Source organism: Streptomyces lavendofoliae (assembly GCF_014649735.1).
Lineage (GTDB): Bacteria > Actinomycetota > Actinomycetes > Streptomycetales > Streptomycetaceae > Streptomyces > Streptomyces lavendofoliae.
This window is the reverse complement of sequence record NZ_BMTP01000008.1, coordinates 329874-351890: the sequence shown is the minus strand read 5'-3', so window position 1 is coordinate 351890 and position 22017 is coordinate 329874. Positions and strand designations below refer to the sequence as shown.

Below are 22017 nucleotides of genomic sequence, written 5' to 3'. Positions count from 1 at the left end.
CCACCTGATCACCGAGCGGACCGGTCTGCCCATCTCCGTCGGAATCTCCGGCGCCAACCTCACTGGTGAAGGGCGTACCCCCGATCCGTTCACGCCGCGGCCGACGCCGGCGCAAGCCCGGCAAACTGCACGCCGACAAAGGCTACGACTACCGCCACCTGCGGCAATGGCTCTCCAGTCGAGGCATCCGACACCGCATCCCCCGCAAAGGAATCGAATCCTCGCAACGGCTCGGACAACACCGGTGGACCATCGAACGCACCATGGCCTGGCTCGCCGGCTGCCGACGACTCCACCGCCGCTACGAATGCAAGGCTGACCACTTCCTCGCCTTCACCAGCATCGCCTGCATTGCTACCGCAGGCTCTCCAAATGAGATGACTTCTTAGCGAGGCTGGGCGGCTCCATGCCATGCCGGCGCCTGGTGTGGCTGCCGCAGTGAGCGCACTGTGGAGGCACTCGACGGCGGCTTCCCACTTGCCACTCACTCGGGAGTGGTGCGCGACAACGACAAAGAGCCGGACCCAGTGGGACTGGATCCGACTCTCGATGTCTGGCACATCCGCAGGTCAGCAGCTTGATCACGCTGGTCCGGCTTCTGTGCCCCCGGCAGGATTCGAACCTGCGCACACGGCTCCGGAGGCCGTTGCTCTATCCCCTGAGCTACGGGGGCGTGTCCGTCGCGGTGGTGTTGCTCGCGGCGACGGGTAGAACACTACCAGCTCCCGGGCGGTGCCTGTGAACAGGTATTTAGGGGTGGCGGGGAGGACCGGGTCGCCCGTGTGGGGTGGAAGTGGGGAAAACCCGGACGCAGGGCAGCGGCTCGACCTACTCTCGAGTTGTGTCAGGCGTGTCCGGCCGGGTGCTCGTCGTGGACGACAACAGAGTCATCCGGCAGCTGATCAGGGTCAATCTCGAGCTGGAGGGCTTCGAGGTCGTGACCGCGGCCGATGGTGCCGAGTGTCTGGACGTCGTCCATGACGTTCGCCCCGATGTGGTGACCCTCGACGTCGTCATGCCCCGCCTCGACGGGCTGCGGACCGCCGAGCGGTTGCGGGAGGATCCGAGGACCAGACACCTGCCCGTGGCGATCGTCAGCGCCTGCACGCAGTACGAGGTGGAGAGCGGGTTCGCCGCCGGGGTGGACGCATTCCTGGCGAAGCCCTTCGAGCCGGCCGAGCTCGTGCGGCTCGTGCGGCAGCTCATGCACCGGGAGACGCCGCCGCCCATCGACGGCCGGAGCGGTGCCGGGCATGCCGGGAGTGCCTGGAGCTGACCGGCCGGTCGGGTGGCGGGTGACCGCATCGCGAAACCGGTTCCGCCCGGGAGGGGGTCCTCCCATACGCTTGTCCCGTGACCCCCGCGGACCTCTCCCTCACCGTGCAGCACGCCGTGCGCCGCGCGGTCGGTGAAGGCGTGCTGCGGGCGGACACGCGGGTGCCCGAGCGGGTCAAGATCGAGCGGCCCCGGCCCGGCGGCAGCGGGGACTGGGCCACCAACGCCGCCCTCCAGCTGGCCCGCGAGGCCGGGATGGCCCCGCTGCGCGTCGCGGAGGTGCTGCGGCCCAGGATCGCGGAGGCCGACGGCATCGCGAGCGTCGAGATCACGGGGCCCGGGTTCCTCAACATCACGCTGGCCGACCGGAGCCGGCGCGCCCTGGTGCGCGACATCCTCGACCGGCGCGAGCGCTACGGGCACGGCGACACCCTGCGGGGCCGCGCCTACCGACTGGCGCACCCCGGCGACGTACGGGCCACGGTGCTGGCTGAGGCGGTACGCGCCCTTCTGCGCGCGCAGGGCGCCCACGTGTACGACGACGTCCCCGACGACCCGCGCGACGACGCCGGGCCCCACCCGCACACCACCCGTCCCGCGCCCGCCACCCCCGCCGACGGACCCGGCCCCCAGGGCCCCGCGCCCGCCACCCACCCCGGCCGTCCCGCCGCCCGCCCCCACCCGCACACCACCCGCCCCGCATCCACCACCAGCCCCGACGGACCCGGCGCCCGCGCCCCCGAGACCGTCACCGACCCCCCCGAGACCGTCACCCTCCGGTCCATCCCCGTCCCCGCCGCGCACGACCTCGCCGCCCTCGGGTCCGACGCCGCCCGCTGGGCGCTGCTCCGGCCCGCCGCCCACGACCGGGCGCTCGCCCCCGACGGGCTGCTCGTCCAGAGCGAGGCCAACCCGCTGTTCACCGTGCGGTACGCCCACGCCCGGGCGCGGGCCCTGCTCCGCAACGGGGCGCAGCTCGGCATCGCGCCCGCGTACGACGAGGACGTCGACGCGCCGCGCCTCCTCACCGCCCTCGGCGATCACCCCGCCGTCCTCGAAGCGGCCGCCCGCCACCGCGCCCCCGACCGGGTCGCCCGGCACATGGAGGCCACCGCCGACGCGTTCCTGGGGTTCCAGCACACCGTGCTTCCCCTCGGCGACGAGAAACCCTCGGCCGCCCACCGCTCCCGGCTCGCCCTCGCCGAAGCCGCCGGGACGGTGCTGGCCGGCGGCCTGGCCCTGCTCGGCATCAGCGCCCCTGACTACCTGTGAGAGAGAAATGAGCCGTTCCGCACACCCCGCCGGGCCCCGTCACGCCGATGTCCTGCCCGAGGGCCACTACTCCGCCCCGCCCGCCGACCTCAACCGTCTCGACGAGAAGGTCTGGTCCCGGACCGTCACCCGGAACGAGGACGGGGTCCTGACCGTCGGCGGCCTGACCGCCACCGCGCTCGCCGAGGAGTTCGGCACCCCCGCCTACTTCCTCGACGAGGCCGACTTCCGCGCCCGGTGCCGTGCCTGGGCCGAGGCGTTCGGCGAGGAGGCGGACGTGTTCTACGCCGGCAAGGCGTTCCTGTCCCGCGCCGTGGTGCGGTGGCTGAAGGAGGAGGGCCTCAACCTCGACGTGTGTTCGGGCGGTGAGCTGACGACGGCGCTCGAGGCTGGGATGCCGCCCGAGCGGATCGCCTTCCACGGCAACAACAAGAGCGCGTACGAGATCGAGCGGGCGGTGGAGTCAGGCGTCGGCCGGATCGTGCTCGACTCCTTCCAGGAGATCGCGCGCGTCGCGCACGCCGCCCAGTCGCTGGGCAGGCGGCAGAAGGTGCAGATCCGCGTGACGGTGGGCGTGGAGGCCCACACGCACGAGTTCATCGCCACCGCCCACGAGGACCAGAAGTTCGGCATCGCGCTGGCCGGCGGACAGGCCGCCGAGGCCGTGCGGCGGGCGCTGAAGCTGGACGGGCTGGAGCTCATCGGCATCCACTCCCACATCGGATCGCAGATCTTCGACACCTCCGGGTTCGAGGTGGCCGCCCACCGGGTGGTCGGGCTGCTGAAGGAGGTTCGCGACGAGCACGGCGTCGAGCTGCCCGAGATCGACCTCGGCGGCGGTCTGGGCATCGCGTACACCTCCGACGACGACCCGCGCGAGCCGCACGAGATCGCCAAGGCGCTGCGCGACATCGTGACCAGGGAGTGCGAGGCCGCCGGGCTGCGCACGCCGCGCATCTCCGTCGAGCCCGGGCGCGCCATCGTCGGCCCGACGGCGTTCACGCTCTACGAGGTGGGCACGGTCAAGCCGCTCGCCGGGCTGCGGACGTACGTCAGCGTCGACGGCGGCATGTCGGACAACATCCGCACCGCCCTGTACGACGCCGAGTACAGCGTGGCGCTCGTGTCGCGGACCAGCGACGCCGAGCCGGTGCTCAGCCGCGTCGTCGGCAAGCACTGCGAGAGCGGCGACATCGTGGTGAAGGACGCGTTCCTGCCGGCCGACGTCGCGCCGGGCGATCTCATCGCCGTCCCCGCCACCGGGGCGTACTGCCGCTCCATGGCCAGCAACTACAACCACGCACTGCGCCCGCCCGTCGTCGCCGTCCGCGACGGTGAGGCGCGCGTGATCGTCCGGCGCGAGACAGAGGAAGATCTTCTGCGTCTCGATGTCGGCTGATGAAATAGATGTCTCATAATCCGGACGGAAGGGAGAAACTGCCGTCCGGTGAGTGAGACTGTCCCCACCGTAGAAGTATGAGAAGTGAGGTCGGATGATGCGTACGCGTCCGCTGAAGGTGGCGCTGCTGGGCTGTGGAGTGGTCGGCTCAGAGGTGGCGCGCATCATGACGACGCACGCCGACGACCTCGCCGCGCGCATCGGCGCCCCGGTCGAGCTCGCCGGTGTCGCCGTGCGCCGGCCCTCGAAGGTGCGTGAGGGCATCCCGCAGGAGCTCATCACCACCGACGCGACCGCCCTGGTCAAACGGGGGGACATCGACGTCGTCGTCGAGGTCATCGGGGGCATCGAGCCCGCCCGGACGCTCATCACCACGGCCTTCGAGCACGGGGCGTCGGTCGTCTCCGCGAACAAGGCGCTCCTCGCCCAGGAGGGCCAGAGCCTGTACGCCGCCGCCGAGCGGCACGGCCAGGACCTGTACTACGAGGCGGCCGTCGCCGGCGCCATCCCGCTGATCCGCCCGCTGCGCGAGTCCCTCGCCGGCGATAAGGTCAACCGGGTGCTCGGCATCGTCAACGGCACGACCAACTTCATCCTCGACAAGATGGACACCTCGGGCGCCGGATACTCGGAGGCGCTCGACGAGGCCACCGCCCTCGGGTACGCCGAGGCCGACCCGACCGCCGACGTCGAGGGCTTCGACGCCGCCGCCAAGGCCGCCATCCTCGCCGGGATCGCCTTCCACACGCGCGTACGCCTCGACGACGTGCACCGCGAGGGCATGACCGAGGTCACCGCCGCCGACTTCGCCTCCGCCAAGCGCATGGGCTGCACCATCAAGCTGCTCGCCATCTGCGAGCGGGCCGCCGACGGCGGCTCCGTCACCGCGCGCGTGCACCCCGCGATGATCCCGCTCAGCCACCCGCTCGCGTCGGTGCGCGGCGCCTACAACGCCGTGTTCGTCGAGGCGGACGCGGCCGGCCGGCTGATGTTCTACGGACCCGGTGCCGGCGGTTCGCCGACCGCGTCCGCCGTCCTCGGCGACCTCGTCGCCGTCTGCCGCAACCGCCGGGGCGGCACGACGGGTCCCGGCGAGTCCGCGTACACCCAGCTCCCCGTCAGCCCCATGGGCGACGTGGTGACGCGGTACCACATCAGCCTCGACGTGGCCGACAAGCCGGGCGTCCTCGCCCAGGTGGCGACGGTCTTCGCCGAGCACGGCGTATCCATCGATACGGTGCGCCAGCAGGGCAAGGACGGCGAGGCGTCCCTCGTCGTCGTCACCCATCGCGCGCCCGACGCCGCCCTGTCCGGGACCGTCGAGGCGCTGCGCCAGCTCGACACCGTGCGCGGTGTCGCCAGCATCATGCGGGTCGAAGGAGAGTAACCAGCAATGACTCACCAGTGGCGCGGAATCATCGAGGAGTACCGCGACCGGCTGCCGGTCACCGACACGACGCCGGTCATCACGCTCCGTGAGGGCGGTACGCCGCTCGTGCCCGCGCAGGTGCTCTCCGAGCGCACGGGGTGTGAGGTCCACCTGAAGGTCGAGGGCGCCAACCCCACCGGCTCCTTCAAGGACCGCGGCATGACCATGGCGATCACCCGGGCCAAGGAGGAAGGCGCCCAGGCCGTCATCTGCGCCTCCACCGGCAACACCTCCGCCTCGGCGGCCGCGTACGCCGTCCGGGCCGGGATGGTGTCCGCCGTCCTCGTCCCGCAGGGCAAGATCGCGCTCGGCAAGATGGGCCAGGCCCTGGTCCACGGAGCCAAGATCCTCCAGGTCGACGGCAACTTCGACGACTGCCTGACGCTGGCCCGCGCGCTGTCCGACAACTACCCGGTGGCGCTGGTCAATTCGGTGAACCCGGTCCGTATCGAGGGCCAGAAGACCGCCGCGTTCGAGATCGTGGACATGCTGGGCGACGCCCCCGACATCCACGTCCTGCCCGTCGGCAACGCGGGCAACATCACCGCCTACTGGAAGGGCTACACGGAGTACGCGGCGGACGGGATCTCCTCCCGCGCCCCCCGCATGTGGGGCTTCCAGGCATCCGGCTCCGCGCCGATCGTGCGCGGCGAGGTCGTCAAGGACCCGTCGACGATCGCCACCGCCATCCGCATCGGCAACCCGGCCTCCTGGAACTACGCCCTGGCCGCGCGCGACGAGTCGGGCGGCTTCATCGACGAGGTGACGGACCGTGAGATCCTGCGCGCCTACCGCCTGTTGGCCTCGCAGGAGGGCGTCTTCGTGGAGCCCGCGTCCGCGGCCTCCGTGGCCGGACTGCTGAAGGCGGCCGAGCAGGGCAAGGTGGACCCGGGGCAGACGATCGTGTGCACCGTGACCGGAAACGGTCTGAAGGACCCGGACTGGGCGGTCGCCGGAGCGCCCCAGCCGGTCACCGTGCCGGTCGACGCGGCCACCGCCGCGGAGCGGCTCGGCCTGGCCTGAGCGGCGACCGGGACCGGCCCCCGGCCCTCTAGGGCCCCCGGGCCGGTCCCGGACCGGCGACACCGCCACGCGGGTGCGTGAGATGGCCGAAAACCGCAACCCGCACCGCGTCCCACGCGGAAGCACGGGCGGGCTCGCGACACGCATCGTGCGCCTCCTGTGCGCCCTATGTCGCCACAGAACCTTCCTTCGATAGGCTGTACCGAACCCGCCCCGCCGCATATGCCGCGGTGCTGTTGCCGTTGACGCCGCTGCGGCCCAGGGTCCTCGTACCCCTCGTAGAACCCCGAACCTCGAAACCAGCGACAACCACGTCGTCAGATCCAAGGAGAGTCATCGAGAGATGGCCGGTCCAGCGTTCCGCGCCGCCGCCGTCCGGGTGCGCGTTCCCGCCACCAGCGCCAACCTCGGCCCGGGCTTCGACGCCCTCGGCCTGTCGCTGGGGCTGTACGACGACGTGGTCGTCCGGGTCGCCGACTCCGGGCTGCACATCGACATCGCCGGAGAGGGCGCCGACAACCTCCCGCGCGACGAGAGCCATCTGCTCGTACGCTCCCTGCGCACGGCCTTCGACCTGCTCGGCGGCCAGCCGCGCGGCCTCGAGGTCGTCTGCGCCAACCGCATCCCGCACGGGCGGGGCCTCGGTTCCTCCTCGGCCGCCATCTGCGCCGGCATCGTCGCCGCCCGCGCGGTGACCATAGGCGGCGACGCCCGGCTCGACGACGCGGCGCTGCTGGAACTGGCCACCGAGATCGAGGGCCACCCCGACAACGTGGCCGCCTGCCTGCTCGGCGGCTTCACCCTCGCCTGGACCGAGGGCGGCGCCGCCCGGGCGATCCGGATGGATCCCGCCGATTCCGTCGTTCCGGTGGTTTTCGTCCCCGGCAAGCCCGTCCTCACCGAGACCGCCCGCGGCCTGCTGCCGCGCACCGTCCCCCATGTGGACGCCGCGGTCAACGCCGGTCGCGCCGCACTGCTCGTCGAGGCCCTGACCAGGCGTCCCGAGCTGCTGCTCGCCGCCACCGAGGACCGGCTGCACCAGGAGTACCGGGCCCCCGCGATGCCGGAGAGCATCGCCCTGGTGAACCGACTGCGCGCGGACGGCGTCCCGGCGGTCATCTCCGGCGCGGGCCCCACGGTCCTCGCGCTGGCCGAGGACGGCGCGGCGGAGAAGGTCGCGCGGCTGGCGGGCGAGGGCTGGGCGGCCAACCGGCTGGCCCTCGACGTCTCGGGTGCGAGCGTCCTGCCGCTCGCCCCGTAGTGCACGGTTGCCGGTGTTGGAGAGGGGGAATGTTTGTTGGAGCCGGTAGTGTTAACCTCGAATCTGCACCCGACGTCTTTGTGGCGCGGTGCTGAGTGTCCCCATCCGGGACCACCATTCTTCCGGGAGCCTCCTCCACTGCCTGAGCAGCCTGCCTGAGCAGTTTCGAGCACGCTCCGGAACCGGCGCGACACCCCGCTTTTCCCAGGAGCGGGCCGAGCAGGGGGCCTCGGGCCGGAACCCAGCACGTCTTTTCTTCTCCGCCGTACCCGGCGGGACCACCGCCCCGACTCGGTCCACCGATCAAGGACCGCTGTCGGACAGCACAACCGGTCGCCGAGCCAGAAGGCCGACGTCCGCTCCAGGGAAGGACCCTTCGTGAGCGACACCACCGATCTGATGGGCGTGACTGCCGACAACAGTGTCGACACCGCCGCGCCCGCCGCAGGTGCTGCCACTGGCACCACGTCACGGCGCCGCCGCTCCGGCACCGGCCTCGAGGGCATGGTCCTGGCCGAGCTGCAGCAGGTCGCGTCCGGCCTCGGTATCAGGGGCACCGCGCGTATGCGCAAGAGCCAGCTGATCGAGGTCATCAAGGAGACGCAGGCCGGAGGCGGCGCCTCCGCGTCCAAGGCCGCCGACGCGGCCGGTGCCGCCGAGACGAAGCCGAAGCGCCGCGCGACCTCCAAGGCCCGTACGGGCGAGGACGCCGCCAAGGCCGTCGACAAGACCGCCGTCCAGGCCGACAAGGCCACCGAGAAGCCCGCCGCCAAGGCCGACAAGGTCGTCGCGCAGCAGCAGATCGAGATCCCCGGCCAGCCGTCCCCCAAGCTCTCGGCCTCGCCCGAGCAGGGCGGTGCCGCCGACGACCAGCCCGCGGGCGAGCGCCGCCGCCGCCGCGCCACCGCGCCCGCCGGCAGCCCCGAGGGCGACGTGCGCACCGAGGTCCGCGCGGACGTGCGTACCGAGGCCAGGACCGACACCAGGGGTGACGGGCAGCCGGAGGCGAAGGCCGACGCGTCCGCCGACACCGCCGAGGGCAACCGCCGCGACCGCCAGCGCGACCGCGGTGAACGCGGCGACCGCGGTGACCGCCGCGAGCGTCAGCGCGACCGCCAGCGTGACCGCGGCGGCAAGGGCGACGACCAGCAGGGCGGCCAGCGCCAGCAGCGCCAGGGCGGCCAGCAGGGCGGCCAGGCCGGTCCGCAGGACGACTACGACGACGAGGCCGGCGGTCGCCGCGGGCGCCGCGGCCGCTACCGCGACCGCCGTGGCCGCCGTGGCCGTGACGAGTTCGCGGCCCCCGAGCCGCAGGTCTCCGAGGACGACGTCCTGATCCCCGTCGCGGGCATCCTGGACATCCTCGACAACTACGCGTTCATCCGGACCTCCGGCTACCTGCCGGGCCCCAACGACGTGTACGTCTCCCTCGCCCAGGTCCGCAAGAACGGCCTGCGCAAGGGCGACCACATCACCGGTGCCGTACGCCAGCCGAAGGAGGGCGAGCGCCGCGAGAAGTTCAACGCGCTGGTCCGTCTGGACTCGGCCAACGGCATGGCCGCCGACTCCGGCCGGGGCCGTCCCGAGTTCAACAAGCTGACCCCGCTCTACCCCCAGGACCGCCTCCGTCTGGAGACCGACCCGGGTGTGCTGACCACGCGGATCATCGACCTCGTGTCGCCGATCGGCAAGGGCCAGCGAGGCCTGATCGTGGCCCCGCCGAAGACCGGCAAGACCATGATCATGCAGGCGGTCGCCAACGCGATCACCACGAACAACCCCGAGTGCCACCTGATGGTCGTCCTCGTCGACGAGCGTCCGGAAGAGGTCACCGACATGCAGCGGTCGGTGAAGGGCGAGGTCATCTCCTCGACCTTCGACCGTCCCGCCGAGGACCACACCACCGTCGCCGAGCTGGCCATCGAGCGCGCCAAGCGTCTCGTCGAGCTGGGTCACGACGTGGTCGTCCTGCTGGACTCCATCACCCGCCTGGGCCGCGCGTACAACCTCGCGGCGCCCGCCTCCGGCCGCATCCTGTCCGGTGGTGTCGACTCGACCGCGCTCTACCCGCCGAAGCGCTTCTTCGGTGCCGCGCGCAACATCGAGGACGGCGGCTCGCTGACCATCCTGGCCACCGCGCTGGTCGACACCGGCTCGCGCATGGACGAGGTGATCTTCGAGGAGTTCAAGGGCACCGGCAACATGGAGCTCAAGCTCGACCGGAAGCTCGCCGACAAGCGCATCTTCCCGGCGGTGGACGTCGACGCGTCCGGCACCCGCAAGGAGGAGATCCTGCTGGGCAGCGACGAGCTCGCCATCGTCTGGAAGCTGCGCCGGGTGCTGCACGCGCTCGACCAGCAGCAGGCGATCGAGCTGCTGCTCGACAAGATGAAGCAGACGAAGTCGAACGCCGAGTTCCTGCTCCAGATCCAGAAGACGACCCCGTCGTCCGGCAACGGCAACGACTGACGTCGCATCAGCAGGACATAACGGACCGCCCCGTCACTCCGGTGACGGGGCGGTCTCGCTTTCACGAATTTCTCACCTGCCGCTGGTCAACCAGTACTTGACAGGCGTAGCATCGTCGCATCGACGTGGGGGGATCTCGCCGCGCAGTCCGAGCCGAGGCCAGGGGGGTTTTCCGGCTCACTGCCCGCGTACCAGCCGAGCCCCGCCACCGTCATGGATTTCTTCCGGCGCGGCGGTCGCGCTGCGCCGGGTCGACCCAAGGGGTTTACCTAGTGCAGATACGCACGCGCGGCGGCCGTCACCGGCGCCGTATGACACTGGCGCTGCCGGCCGCCGCCGCGGTCGTCGCCCTCGTGGGAGCGGGCATCGCGGTCACCGGTTCGGACTCCGCGGAGGCCGGCGAGGCGCCGCGGATCACCATGGACACGCAGAAGCCCGCCGAGCCGTCGAAGCAGGAGCTTCGTCAGCGCACCATCAAGGCGATGAAGGGCGACGCCACCAGCGAGCGATCCCTGGTCAAGCAGCCCGACGCCGCGGCGTCCGACAGCGGCACCGACAGCGCGCCCAGCGCGCGCATAATCGGCGGCGCGCAGACCACCATCTCGGCCGCGCCCTGGATGGCGCAGCTCCACTTCAGCGACAGCACCGGCGCGGGCTACTTCTGCGGCGGCGTGGTGATCGCCCCGACGAAGATCGCCACCGCGGCGCACTGCGTCAAGGGCATCAAGTGGTACGAGGACGGCGCGGTCATCACCGGCACCGACAAGGTGCCCACCGAGAACGCCGACGGCAGCTGGGACTTCCACGGTGGCACCGTCTTCGGCGCCTACCGCCAGTGGAACCACCCGTCGTACAGCCCGTACACCCTCGACGGGGACGTGGCCGTCCTCACGCTGACCTCGCCCACCACCGCCAGGCCGCTGCCGCTCGCGCAGCCGACCGACGGCGCGCTGTACCAGGCGGGCCTGGACGGCAAGGTGTACGGCTGGGGCCGCACCAGCTCCACCGAGCCCAACAGCGGTTCGCCCACGCTGAAGGTCGCCGACGCCGACATCGTCTCGGACACCAACTGCGCCGCCGCCTACCCGGACGGTTTCATCAGGGGCCACATGCTCTGCGCGGGCGCCGCGCCGACCGGCAGCGACGAGACCAGCGAGACCACCTGCAACGGTGACTCCGGTGGCCCGCTCGTCGTCAGCGGCCGGCTCGTCGGCATCGTGTCGTGGGGCGACGAGAACTGCTCCGCCGCCGGCAAGTACGGCGTGTACGCGAAGGTCTCCACGTACTCCGCGTCTCTCCAGGCCCGCGTCGACGACGCCAACTGGAACAACGACCACGCGGCCGACCTGCTCTCCCGCCGCACCTCGGACTCCACGCTGTTCGGCTGGAACTCGAAGGTCACCTCGCTGAGCCGTACCTTCGACATGGGGTACTTCGGCGGCTACACCCTGGCGCTCCAGACGGACCTCGACCGTGATGACAACGAGGACATGCTCAACCGCTACAACGGCGACGTGTACTGGGACCACTGGGTCCCGGCGCTCGGCGAGTGGCAGTCCAAGCTCGTCGCCAAGGGCTGGGGCAAGCACAAGGCGGTCGTCGCCCCCGGCGACGTCACCGGTGACGAGCTGCCCGACGTGGTCGCGGTCGACTCCGCCGGCACCATGCGGATCTACCCGGGCCGCGGCAACGGCGGCTTCAACGCTCCCGTCACCGTCGGCACCGGCTGGGGCAAGTACACGATGGTCCGCGGTCACGGTGACTTCACCAACGACGGCAAGGCCGACATCTTCGCCCGCGCCTCTGACGGCAAGACCTACCTCTACAAGGGCACCGGCGTCGCCACCAAGCCGTGGTCCGCGCCCGTGCTGGTCGCCGCCTTCGGGTCCATGAACGCCCTCGTCACCACCGGTGACGTCAACAGCGACGGCGTCGCCGACGTCCTGGCCCGCGACACGGCCGGCAAGCTGTGGCTGTACCCGGGCAACGGCAAGGGCGGCTTCCTCGCCCGCAAGGACTTCGGTACCGGCTGGCAGGCGTACAACCTGTTCGGCTGACCGCCGTCCCGGGGGCCGGGAAGCGTGCGATGTTCGCCACGTCCGGGGCGGCTCGCCGGTGAGCCGCCCCAGCGCCCCGGCCCTGCGGAAACCGCAGGTGAACCACGATCTGTGCCCACCGCGCACCCGCGCGGTGGGCACAGTGCGTTCCCGGGGACCGCTCGGCCGGCCGTGCAACCCTTTGTGCCGCTTCCCCGTCTGACAGGCCGAAGCGTGCCTGATCACCACCGCTGGGGGTAGCGGCATCAGCGAGGACTGAGGAGAACATGGCCGAGCAGGGCAGCAGGAGCAGCCGAATACGCGCCACCGGACGCCGCCGCGTGGAACGCGGCAAGGGCCGCCGGGCGGTCACCGTCGCCGCGTGGTCCGCCGCCGGGCTGGTGCTGGCCGGCGGGTGCGGGCTCGGGTACGTGTACGCCGCCCTCAACGGCAACATCGACAGCGTCGACATCAACGCCCAGCTGCGCGACGACGACCGTCCGCGCGACGTCGACAACGGCTCCCTGGACATCCTGGTCCTGGGCTCCGACACCCGGGCCGGCGCCAACGGCGAGTACGGCAGGGACGAGGGCGCCGCCCGCTCCGACACCGCGATGATCCTTCACGTGTACGAGGGCCACAAGAAGGCGAGCGTCGTCTCCGTACCGCGTGACACGATCATCGAGCGCCCCGACTGCACCGACCGGGCCGGCGCGGCCGTACCCGGGCAGCGCAAGGCCATGTTCAACACGGCGTACGAGGTCGGCGGCCCGGCGTGCGCGGTGAAGACCGTCGAGAAGATGTCCGGCATCCGCATGGACCACTACGTCGAGGTGGACTTCACCGGCTTCAAGAAGCTGATCGACGAACTCGGCGGCGTGGAGATCACCACCACCGAGCCGATCAAGGATTCGAGCAGCCACCTCGACCTGGCCGCCGGCCCGCACACCCTCACCGGCGAACAGGCCCTCGGGCTCGTCCGCACCCGCAAGGGCGTCGGCGACGGCAGCGACCTGGGGCGCATACAGCTCCAGCAGGCGTTCATGAAGGCGTTCATCGAGCAGGCCAGGAGCGTCGGCGTCTTCACCAGCCCGAAGAAGCTGTGGGGCCTCGCCGACACCGCCACCAAGGCCATCAGACCCGACTCCGAGCTGGACTCCGTCAAGGAGCTCGCCGACTTCGCCGGCGGCCTCGAGAAGCTCGGCGCGGACGACGTCGAGATGATCACCCTGCCGGTGCGGTACGACCCGGCCGACCTCAACCGCGTGATACCGCTCCAGGCGCAGTCCCAGCAGGTGTGGACGGCCCTCAGGGCCGACCTGCCGATCCCCGCGTCCGCCACCGAGGACACCGCCAAGGGCCGGGCCGACGGGGTCGTGAAGCAGGGGCACGGGGGCCCGGAATAGATCCGGCCGCACCCCGGTTTTGGGAGATACGGCCGGTCCTGGCAGACTGGTACGTCGGCCCCGGTTCACGCACGCGCATCCCGCGCGGGCGACCCGGCGCCCTCCCGAAACTAGGAGACACCTTGAAGCGCGACATCCACCCCGAGTACGTCGAGACGCAGGTCAGCTGCACCTGTGGCGCGTCGTTCACCACCCGTAGCACGATCCAGAGCGGCAACATCCGTGCCGAGGTCTGCTCCGAGTGCCACCCGTTCTACACGGGCAAGCAGAAGATCCTCGACACCGGTGGCCGTGTGGCCCGCTTCGAGGCCCGCTTCGGCAAGAAGGCTGCCGGCTCCTCCAAGTAGCGAGCCACTGCGCCGGTCTCCGGCCGCCCCACGCGTCGGGGCGGCCGGGACCGGCGCTTTGCCGTCTTCCACAGCAGCCCTTTCGCGAAAACCAGGAGCCCCCGATGTTCGAGGCGGTCGAGGAACTGATCGGCGAGCACGCCGATCTCGAGAAGAAGCTTGCCGACCCTTCGGTCCACGCCGACCAGGCCAACGCCCGCAAGCTCAACAAGCGCTACGCCGAGCTGACCCCGATCGTCGGCACGTACCGCTCCTGGAAGCAGACCGGCGAGGACATCGAGACCGCCCGCGAGTACGCGCAGGTCGACCCCGACTTCGCCGCCGAGGTCAAGGAGCTGGAGAAGCAGCGCGAGGAGCTGACCGACAAGCTGCGGCTGCTGCTCGTCCCGCGCGACCCCAGTGACGACAAGGACGTCATCCTGGAGATCAAGGCGGGCGCCGGCGGCGACGAGTCCGCCCTGTTCGCCGGCGACCTGCTGCGCATGTACCTGCGGTACGCCGAGCGCGTCGGCTGGAAGACCGAGATCATCGACGCCACCGAGTCCGAGCTGGGCGGCTACAAGGACGTCCAGGTCGCCGTGAAGACCAAGGGCGGCCAGGGCGCCACCGAGCCCGGCCAGGGCGTCTGGGCGCGCCTGAAGTACGAGGGCGGGGTGCACCGCGTGCAGCGCGTGCCCGCCACCGAGTCGCAGGGCCGTATCCACACCTCCGCCGCCGGTGTCCTCGTGACGCCCGAGGCCGAGGAGATCGACGTCGAGATCCACGCCAACGACCTGCGCATCGACGTCTACCGGTCCTCCGGGCCCGGCGGCCAGTCCGTCAACACCACCGACTCCGCCGTACGCATCACCCACCTGCCGACCGGCATCGTCGCCTCCTGCCAGAACGAGAAGAGCCAGCTCCAGAACAAGGAGCAGGCCATGCGCATCCTGCGCTCCCGGCTGCTGGCCGCCGCGCAGGAGGAGGCCGAGAAGAACGCCGCCGACGCGCGCCGCAGCCAGGTGCGCACCGTCGACCGGTCCGAGAAGATCCGGACGTACAACTTCCCGGAGAACCGGATCTCGGACCACCGGGTCGGCTTCAAGGCGTACAACTTGGACCAGGTGCTCGACGGGGAGCTCGACGCGGTGATCCAGGCGTGTGTCGACGCCGACTCCGCCGCGAAGCTCGCCGCCGCCCAGTAACCCGCACCCGCCACACCCGCACACCCGCTCAGCTCGGAGGACCAGCGTGCAGCAACATTTTGGGGGGCGACCCCCAAGCCCCCGCAGTGTGCTGCTTGCCGAGGTGGCCCAGGCCACCCAGCGGCTGGCCGACGCCGGCGTACCGTCCCCGCGCTTCGACGCGGAGGAGCTCGCCGCGTTCGTGCACGGCGTCAAGCGGGGCGAGCTGCACAACGTCAAGGACGCCGACTTCGACGCCCGCTACTGGGAGGCGATCGCCCGCCGCGAGGCCCGCGAGCCGCTCCAGCACATCACCGGGCGGGCGTTCTTCCGCTACCTGGAGCTCCAGGTGGGTCCCGGAGTCTTCGTGCCGCGCCCCGAGACCGAGTCGGTCGTCGGATGGGCCATAGACGCCGTACGGGCGATGGACGTCGTCGAGCCGCTGATCGTCGACCTGTGCTCCGGTTCCGGCGCCATCGCGCTCGCCATGGCCCAGGAGGTGCCGCGCTCCCGCGTGCACGCCGTGGAGCTGTCCGAGGACGCCCTGGTGTGGACGCGGAAGAACGCCGAGGGGTCCAGGGTCACCGTCCACCAGGGCGACGCCCTGACGGCCCTCCCGGAACTCGACGGCCAGGTCGACCTGGTCATCTCCAACCCCCCGTACATCCCCCTCACCGAGTGGGAGTACGTCGCGCCCGAGGCCCGCGACCACGACCCGGAGATGGCGCTGTTCTCCGGCGAGGACGGCCTGGACACCATCCGCGGCATCGAGCGCACCGCCCACCGGCTGCTGCGCCCCGGCGGCCTCGTCGTCGTCGAGCACGCCGACACCCAGGGCGGCCAGGTGCCGTGGATCTTCAACGAGGAGGCGGGCTGGGCGGACGCCGCCGACCACCCCGACCTGAACAACCGCCCGCGCTTCGCGACCGCGCGCAAGGCGACCCCATGACGAAGCACGTGTACGAGGAGGCCGGCTGATGGCACGGCGATACGACTGCAACGACGCGACCGACCGCACGACCGGCCTGCGTGAGGCCGCGTCCGCCGTCCGCCGCGGCGAGCTCGTCGTGCTGCCCACCGACACCGTGTACGGGATCGGGGCGGACGCCTTCGGCGCGGAGGCCGTCGCGGACCTGCTGGAGGCCAAGGGCCGGGGCCGCAACATGCCCACCCCCGTCCTGATCGGTTCCCCGAACACCCTGCACGGCCTGGTCACGGACTTCTCCGAGCAGGCGTGGGAGCTCGTCGACGCCTTCTGGCCCGGCGCCCTGACGCTGGTCGCCCGGCACCAGCCGTCCCTCCAGTGGGACCTCGGCGACAGCCGCGGCACGGTCGCGATCCGGATGCCGCTGCACCCGGTCGCCATCGAGCTGCTCACCGAGGTCGGCCCGATGGCGGTCTCCTCGGCCAACCTGACCGGCCACCCGGCGCCGGAGGACTGCGACGCCGCGCAGGGCATGCTCGGCGACTCCGTGTCGGTGTACCTCGACGGGGGCCCGACCCCGGGCATCGTCCCGTCGTCGATCGTCGACGTCACCGGCAAGGTCCCCGTCCTGCTGCGCGCGGGCGCGCTGTCCGTGGACGAGCTGCGCAAGGTGGTACCCGACCTCGAGGTGGCCAATTGACCGCCCCTGAGGGGCGTGGCATAGGCACGGACCCGTCGTTCCGGATCCTCCACGTCAGCACCGGCAACGTCTGCCGCTCGCCGATCACCGAGCGGCTGACCCGCCATGCCCTGTGCGACCGCCTGGGCGACCCGCTGGGCGGCGGCCTGATCGTGGAGAGCGCCGGCACCTGGGGCCACGAGGGCGCCCCCATGGAGGCCAACGCCGAGATCGTGCTCGCCGACTTCGGCGCGGACGCGAGCGGCTTCGTGGGGCGCGAGCTGCTCGACGAGCACGTCATCCGCGCCGACCTGGTGCTGACGGCGACCCGTGACCACCGCGCCCAGGTCATCTCGATGGGCCATTCGGCGGGCCTGCGCACGTTCACCCTCAAGGAGTTCACCCGGCTCGTCCGGGCGATAGATCCGGCCACCCTGCCGGACCCGCTCGGCGACGGCATGGTCGAGCGCGCCCGCGCCCTGGTGCGCGCCGCCGCCGCCCTGCGCGGCTGGCTCCTGGCCCCCAGCGCGGAGGCGGACGAGGTCAACGATCCGTACGGCGCCCCCATCACGTTCTTCCGCTCCATCGGCGACGAGATCCAGCAGGCGCTGGACCCGGTGGTCACGGCCCTGACGGGCGTCCCCACGCGCCGCTGACCGCCCGGGCCGCCGGACCGCCGGTCACGGCCCGCGCCGCGCGCCCCGCTGCCCCGGCACCCCGACCCCGGCGTCCCCGCGGCCCGAGGGCGTGCCCCTCACGGGCGCTCCCGTCCGGCGGGGAGCCGGAGGCGGGCCTACATTGGGTGTGACGGGGCCCGCCCACGCCTGGAGCCACTGATGCCGGTCACCGCTGCTGCCGCCGACCTGCGCGAGCCGAACGCGCACGGGGCGGATGCCGACGTCCTGCGACGGCAGGACCCCGAGATCGCCGACGTGCTCGCGGGGGAGGGGCGGCGGCAGGCCGACAGCCTCCAGCTGATCGCCGCCGAGAACTTCGTCTCGCCCGCCGTGCTGGCCGCGCTGGGGTCGCCGCTCGCCAACAAGTACGCCGAGGGGTATCCCGGCGCCCGGTACCACGGCGGCTGCGAGTACGCGGACGCCGCCGAGCGGATCGCCGTCCAGCGGGCCACGGCGCTGTTCGGGGCCGAGCACGCGAACGTCCAGGCGCACTCCGGCTCCTCGGCCGTCCTCGCCGCCTACGCGGCGCTGCTGCGCCCCGGGGACACGGTGCTGGCGATGGGCCTGGCCCACGGTGGGCACCTCACGCACGGGTCGCCGGCCAACTTCTCCGGCCGCTGGTTCGACTTCGTCCCGTACGGCGTGGACGCCGAGTCCGGGCTCATCGACCACGAGCAGGTCCGGGTCCTGGCGCACGAGCACCGCCCGAAGGCGATCGTCTGTGGCTCGATCTCGTACCCCCGGCACATCGACTACGCCGCGTTCCGCGAGATCGCCGACGAGGTGGGGGCCTGCCTCATCGCCGACGCGGCCCATCCCATGGGGCTGGTGGCCGGCGGGTCCGCGCCCAGCCCGGTGCCGTACGCCGACGTCGTGTGCGCGACCACGCACAAGGTGCTGCGCGGCCCGCGCGGCGGCATGCTGCTGTGCGGCGGCGAGCTGGCCGAGCGCATCGACCGGGCGGTGTCCCCGTTCACGCAGGGCGGCGCCCAGATGCACACGATCGCCGCCAAGGCGGTGGCCCTCGGGGAGGCGGCGTCACCCGGGTTCGCGGCGTACACCCGGCAGGTGGTGGCCAACGCGCGGGCGCTCGCCGCCGCGCTCGCCCGCGCGGGTCTCCTCATCACCACCGGCGGCACCGACACCCACCTGATCACCGCCGACCCGGCGCCCCTGGGCGTCGACGGGCGGACCGCCAGGGCCCGTCTCGCGGCCGCCGGCATCGTCCTGGACACCTGCGCGCTCCCGTACGGGGACGGGCGCGGCATCCGCCTCGGCACGGCCGCCGTGACGACCCAGGGAATGGGCGCCGCGGACATGGAGCGGATCGCCGCCCTCTTCACGGCGGCGCTGCGGGACGATCCCGACGCGGCCGGAAAGGCGCGTGCCGAGGTGCGTGAACTGGTCGGCCGATATCCACCGTATCGGGGGTAGAAGGACCCCTGTGCAACCGCCGGCGGCACCCGTGTGTCCTCAACCATGGGGACGGCAGAGCTAGGGTGTGGGGCTGAGATGGCCAGCGATTCCTGTGGGGCAGCCCGTGCGTGATTACCTGCTGACGCTCTGTGTCACGGCCGCGGTGACCTATCTGCTCACCGGACCGGTCCGGAAGTTCGCCATCGCGGCCGGAGCGATGCCGGAGATCCGGGCCCGCGACGTGCACCGAGAACCGACACCGAGGCTCGGCGGCATCGCCATGTTCTTCGGGCTGTGCGCGGGCCTGCTGGTCGCGGACCACCTGCCGAACCTCAACAGCGTCTTCGAGCTGTCCAACGAGCCGCGCGCGCTGCTCTCCGGCGCCGCCCTGATCTGGCTGATCGGCGTCCTGGACGACAAGTTCGAGATCGACGCCCTGATCAAGCTCGGCGGCCAGATGATCGCCGCCGGTGTGATGGTCATGCAGGGTCTGACGATCCTGTGGCTGCCCATCCCGGGTATCGGCACGGTGGCGCTGACGCAGTGGCAGGGCACGCTCCTGACGGTCGCCCTGGTCGTCATCACCATCAACGCCGTCAACTTCGTCGACGGCCTGGACGGCCTGGCCGCCGGCATGGTGTGCATCGCCGCCGCGGCGTTCTTCCTGTACGCGTACCGGATCTGGTACGGCTTCACGATCGAGGCCGCCGCCCCGGCGACGCTGTTCGCGGTGATCCTGATGGGCATGTGCCTGGGCTTCCTGCCGCACAACATGCACCCGGCGCGCATCTTCATGGGCGACTCCGGCTCGATGCTCATCGGCCTGGTGCTGGCCGCGTCGGCCATCTCGATCACCGGTCAGGTCGACCCGGACGCCCTGAAGATCTTCGAGGGCTCGACCCGTGAGGCCACGCACGCCGCGCTCCCGGTCTTCATCCCGCTGCTGCTGCCGCTGACGATCATCGCGATCCCGGTGGCCGACCTGGTGCTGGCGATCGTGCGCCGTACGTGGAACGGCCAGTCGCCGTTCGCCGCCGACCGCGGGCACCTGCACCACCGGTTGCTGGAGATCGGCCACTCGCACAGCCGGGCGGTGCTGATCATGTACTTCTGGTCGGCGCTGATCGCCTTCGGGACGCTGGCGTACTCGGTGCACTCGGCGTCGATGTGGATCGTGCTGGTGATCGTGGCGCTGAGCGCCATCGGCCTGGTGCTCCTGCTGCTGCCGAGGTTCACGCCCCGGGCCCCGCGCTGGGCGGAGTCGTTCGTCCCGCCGCGCTACCGCCGCCGCGCGGCGCGGCCCGAGGCGCCGGAGCCGGAGGCGTCGCCCTCGTACGGGGCGGAGGAGCGCGCACCGGTCCCGGCGGGGGTCAACGGCGCGACCGCCCTCAGCGCCCGTCCCGAGCTCCACGACCGGCGGAAGGCCGGAACGCGCGGTTGACGAAGCTGCGGGATCGGTCCATTAGCAGACAAACCATCCCGCTGTCCTGCACACACGCGCAGGGTCACTCTCATGTGTGAGAGTCAGCACACCTCTGGGTAAAGACCTCATCAAATAGTTTGTGATACCGTTCACGAGACCCGGCGACAGAGCCGAAGGACCGTAGTGCGACGGTTCCTCGGACCCCGAGAGCACGCCTCGGACCGGGCTTACGCTCGTCCATGACGACACCACTGCCCCCACCAGCAAGCGGAGATGCCGCCATGCCGTCCAATGACGTCCGCACCCTCCTGCAGACCGCCGTACCCACCCTTGCCGTCGGCGCGCTCGCGACCGTCGTCAGCGGTGTGGTCGTCGGTGGCAAGGGGGCGATCGGCGCGGTCGTCGGGACGCTCGTGGTCGTCCTCTTCATGGGGGTGGGCCTGGTGGTGCTCCAGCGGACCGCGAGGTCGCTGCCCCAGCTCTTCCAGGCCATGGGGCTGATGCTCTACACGGCCCAGTTGCTGCTGCTCTTCATCTTCCTCGCCGTGCTCAAGAACACCACGCTGTTCGACTTCAAGGCGTTCGCCTTCACACTGCTCGCGGCGACCGTCGTCTGGGTCGCCGCGCAGGCCCGCGCCTACATGAAGGCCAAGATCCTTTACGTCGAGCCCTCGTCCGACAAGGACGCGAAGTCCCACAAGACGGGGCAGTCGACGTGAGGGGTAGGGCCGGGATAAATGCTCGTTCGCGTTGCTGCTATCGTCCGGTGCCAACTGCGGCACTGCGGGCGCGGCCATCCGAGCTGACGCCTGTTCCAGCGCGAGGCTCGATGCCGAACCGCCGCCCCCCCATCCGTAAGACCAGTCCAGTGCCGACCCGCGGCTGCGTGCCGCGCCGACACAACGAGGTTGCCGTACCTATGCGCCACGCTGAAGGAGCCCGCGGTGAGTGCTGACCAGACGCTTGCCTTCGACCCGAGCTGTCACCTCTTCATCGAGGGATGTGGCTTTCCGGCACCGGGCCTCCACACCTTCCTGTACGAGCCCATCGCCACCATCGGCAGCTTCGAGTTCACGAAGCCGATGCTGCTGGCCCTGCTCGGATCGATCGCGATCGTCGCGTTCTTCTGGGCGGCCTTCGCGAAGCCGAAGCTCGTCCCGGGCAAGCTTCAGATGGTCGGTGAGGCCGGGTACGACTTCGTGCGCCGCGGCATCGTCTACGAGATCATCGGCAAGAAGGACGGCGAGAAGTACGTCCCCTTCATGGTGTCGCTGTTCTTCTTCGTCTGGATCATGAACCTCTGGTCGATCATTCCGCTCGCCCAGTTCCCGGTCACCTCGCTGATCGCGTTCCCGGCCGGCCTCGCCGCCATCGTGTACGTGATGTGGGTCGGTCTGACCTTCAAGAAGCACGGCTTCGTCGGCGGCTGGAAGAACATCCTCGGCTACGACAAGTCCCTCGGCGCGATCCTGCCGCTGATCATGGTGCTCGAGTTCTTCTCGAACCTGATCATCCGGCCGTTCACGCACGCGGTGCGACTCTTCGCGAACATGTTCGCGGGCCACCTGCTGATCGTCATGTTCTCCCTGGCGACCTGGTACCTGATGAACGGCCTCGGTTTCGTCTACGCCGGCGCCTCGTTCGTCATGGTCATCATCATGACGGCCTTCGAGCTCTTCATCCAGGCCGTTCAGGCGTACGTCTTCGTGCTCCTGGCCAGCAGCTACGTCCAGGGCGCGCTCTCCGAGCACCACTGAGCGGGCCTCGGCCCAGCCCAACCCCCTACCAACAGACGTCCGGTGGCCAACCCCCACCGG

General features: G+C 71.2%; 18 protein-coding genes, 1 tRNA gene and 1 pseudogene. 19 read left to right on the top strand and 1 reads right to left on the bottom strand.

All coding sequences use genetic code 11. From position 1 onward, the window contains the following. A pseudogene (locus IE109_RS17945) lies at positions 1–389 on the top strand (transposase); the annotation flags it as partial. A 212-nt stretch (positions 390–601) separates the two neighbouring features. Here IE109_RS17945 and IE109_RS17940 read toward each other — a convergent pair. After that, a tRNA-Arg gene (locus IE109_RS17940) sits at positions 602–673 on the bottom strand. A 114-nt stretch (positions 674–787) separates the two neighbouring features. Between IE109_RS17940 and IE109_RS17935 the strand changes: the two genes are divergently transcribed. The 18 genes from IE109_RS17935 (at position 788) to atpB (ending at position 21957) form a co-directional block, all read left to right on the top strand. Then, positions 788–1276, top strand: a complete 489-nt coding sequence (locus IE109_RS17935; protein ID WP_189551888.1) for a response regulator — start codon at positions 788–790, stop codon at positions 1274–1276. Positions 1277–1353: 77 nt separating this feature from the next. After that, positions 1354–2547 (top strand): ArgS-related anticodon-binding protein NrtL, encoded by a 1194-nt coding sequence (nrtL, locus tag IE109_RS17930; protein WP_189551887.1) that lies wholly within the window; start codon positions 1354–1356, stop codon positions 2545–2547. Between the two features lie 7 nt (positions 2548–2554). Beyond that, the gene (gene lysA / locus IE109_RS17925; protein WP_189551886.1) at positions 2555–3946 is read left to right on the top strand and encodes a diaminopimelate decarboxylase; all 1392 of its coding nucleotides are present in this window, start codon (positions 2555–2557) and stop codon (positions 3944–3946) included. A gap of 94 nt (positions 3947–4040) precedes the next feature. After that, positions 4041–5333, top strand: coding sequence for a homoserine dehydrogenase (locus IE109_RS17920; RefSeq protein ID WP_189551885.1), 1293 nt, complete (start codon positions 4041–4043; stop codon positions 5331–5333). 6 nt (positions 5334–5339) lie between these two features. Further along, positions 5340–6398, top strand: a complete 1059-nt coding sequence (thrC, locus tag IE109_RS17915; RefSeq protein ID WP_189551884.1) for a threonine synthase — start codon at positions 5340–5342, stop codon at positions 6396–6398. A gap of 343 nt (positions 6399–6741) precedes the next feature. After that, entirely contained in the window at positions 6742–7659 is a 918-nt protein-coding gene (gene thrB / locus IE109_RS17910; RefSeq protein ID WP_189551883.1) for a homoserine kinase, read from the top strand. A gap of 378 nt (positions 7660–8037) precedes the next feature. Then, positions 8038–10128, top strand: coding sequence for a transcription termination factor Rho (rho, locus tag IE109_RS17905; RefSeq protein ID WP_189551882.1), 2091 nt, complete (start codon positions 8038–8040; stop codon positions 10126–10128). A 311-nt stretch (positions 10129–10439) separates the two neighbouring features. Beyond that, a complete protein-coding gene (locus IE109_RS17900; protein ID WP_189551881.1) occupies positions 10440–12185 on the top strand; it encodes a trypsin-like serine protease in 1746 nt (581 codons plus the stop codon). Positions 12186–12451: 266 nt separating this feature from the next. Beyond that, positions 12452–13570 carry an LCP family protein gene (locus IE109_RS17895; RefSeq protein WP_189551880.1) on the top strand — a complete coding sequence of 373 codons (1119 nt, stop codon included), beginning with the start codon at positions 12452–12454 and terminating at the stop codon, positions 13568–13570. Positions 13571–13692: 122 nt separating this feature from the next. Then, entirely contained in the window at positions 13693–13917 is a 225-nt protein-coding gene (gene rpmE, locus IE109_RS17890; protein WP_189551879.1) for a 50S ribosomal protein L31, read from the top strand. 104 nt (positions 13918–14021) lie between these two features. After that, a complete protein-coding gene (prfA, locus tag IE109_RS17885; protein ID WP_189551878.1) occupies positions 14022–15101 on the top strand; it encodes a peptide chain release factor 1 in 1080 nt (359 codons plus the stop codon). A gap of 46 nt (positions 15102–15147) precedes the next feature. Continuing rightward, positions 15148–16029: a peptide chain release factor N(5)-glutamine methyltransferase gene (gene prmC / locus IE109_RS17880; protein ID WP_179166411.1), complete on the top strand. Its 882-nt coding sequence runs from the start codon at positions 15148–15150 to the stop codon at positions 16027–16029. A 28-nt stretch (positions 16030–16057) separates the two neighbouring features. Next, on the top strand, positions 16058–16705 hold the full coding sequence (locus tag IE109_RS17875; RefSeq protein WP_189551877.1) for an L-threonylcarbamoyladenylate synthase: 648 nt from the start codon (positions 16058–16060) through the stop codon (positions 16703–16705). After that, on the top strand, positions 16702–17340 hold the full coding sequence (locus IE109_RS17870; protein WP_189551876.1) for an arsenate reductase/protein-tyrosine-phosphatase family protein: 639 nt from the start codon (positions 16702–16704) through the stop codon (positions 17338–17340). Before IE109_RS17875 ends, IE109_RS17870 begins: the two co-directional genes overlap by 4 nt. A 180-nt stretch (positions 17341–17520) precedes the next feature. Further along, positions 17521–18795: a serine hydroxymethyltransferase gene (gene glyA, locus IE109_RS17865; RefSeq protein ID WP_189551875.1), complete on the top strand. Its 1275-nt coding sequence runs from the start codon at positions 17521–17523 to the stop codon at positions 18793–18795. A 106-nt stretch (positions 18796–18901) separates the two neighbouring features. Beyond that, positions 18902–20218, top strand: coding sequence for an MraY family glycosyltransferase (locus tag IE109_RS17860; protein WP_189551874.1), 1317 nt, complete (start codon positions 18902–18904; stop codon positions 20216–20218). A 263-nt stretch (positions 20219–20481) separates the two neighbouring features. After that, a complete protein-coding gene (locus IE109_RS17855) occupies positions 20482–20919 on the top strand; it encodes a Cg1360 family ATP-synthase-associated protein (RefSeq protein WP_189551873.1) in 438 nt (145 codons plus the stop codon). 225 nt (positions 20920–21144) lie between these two features. After that, on the top strand, positions 21145–21957 hold the full coding sequence (atpB, locus tag IE109_RS17850; protein ID WP_189551872.1) for a F0F1 ATP synthase subunit A: 813 nt from the start codon (positions 21145–21147) through the stop codon (positions 21955–21957). Positions 21958–22017 lie beyond the last annotated feature (60 nt).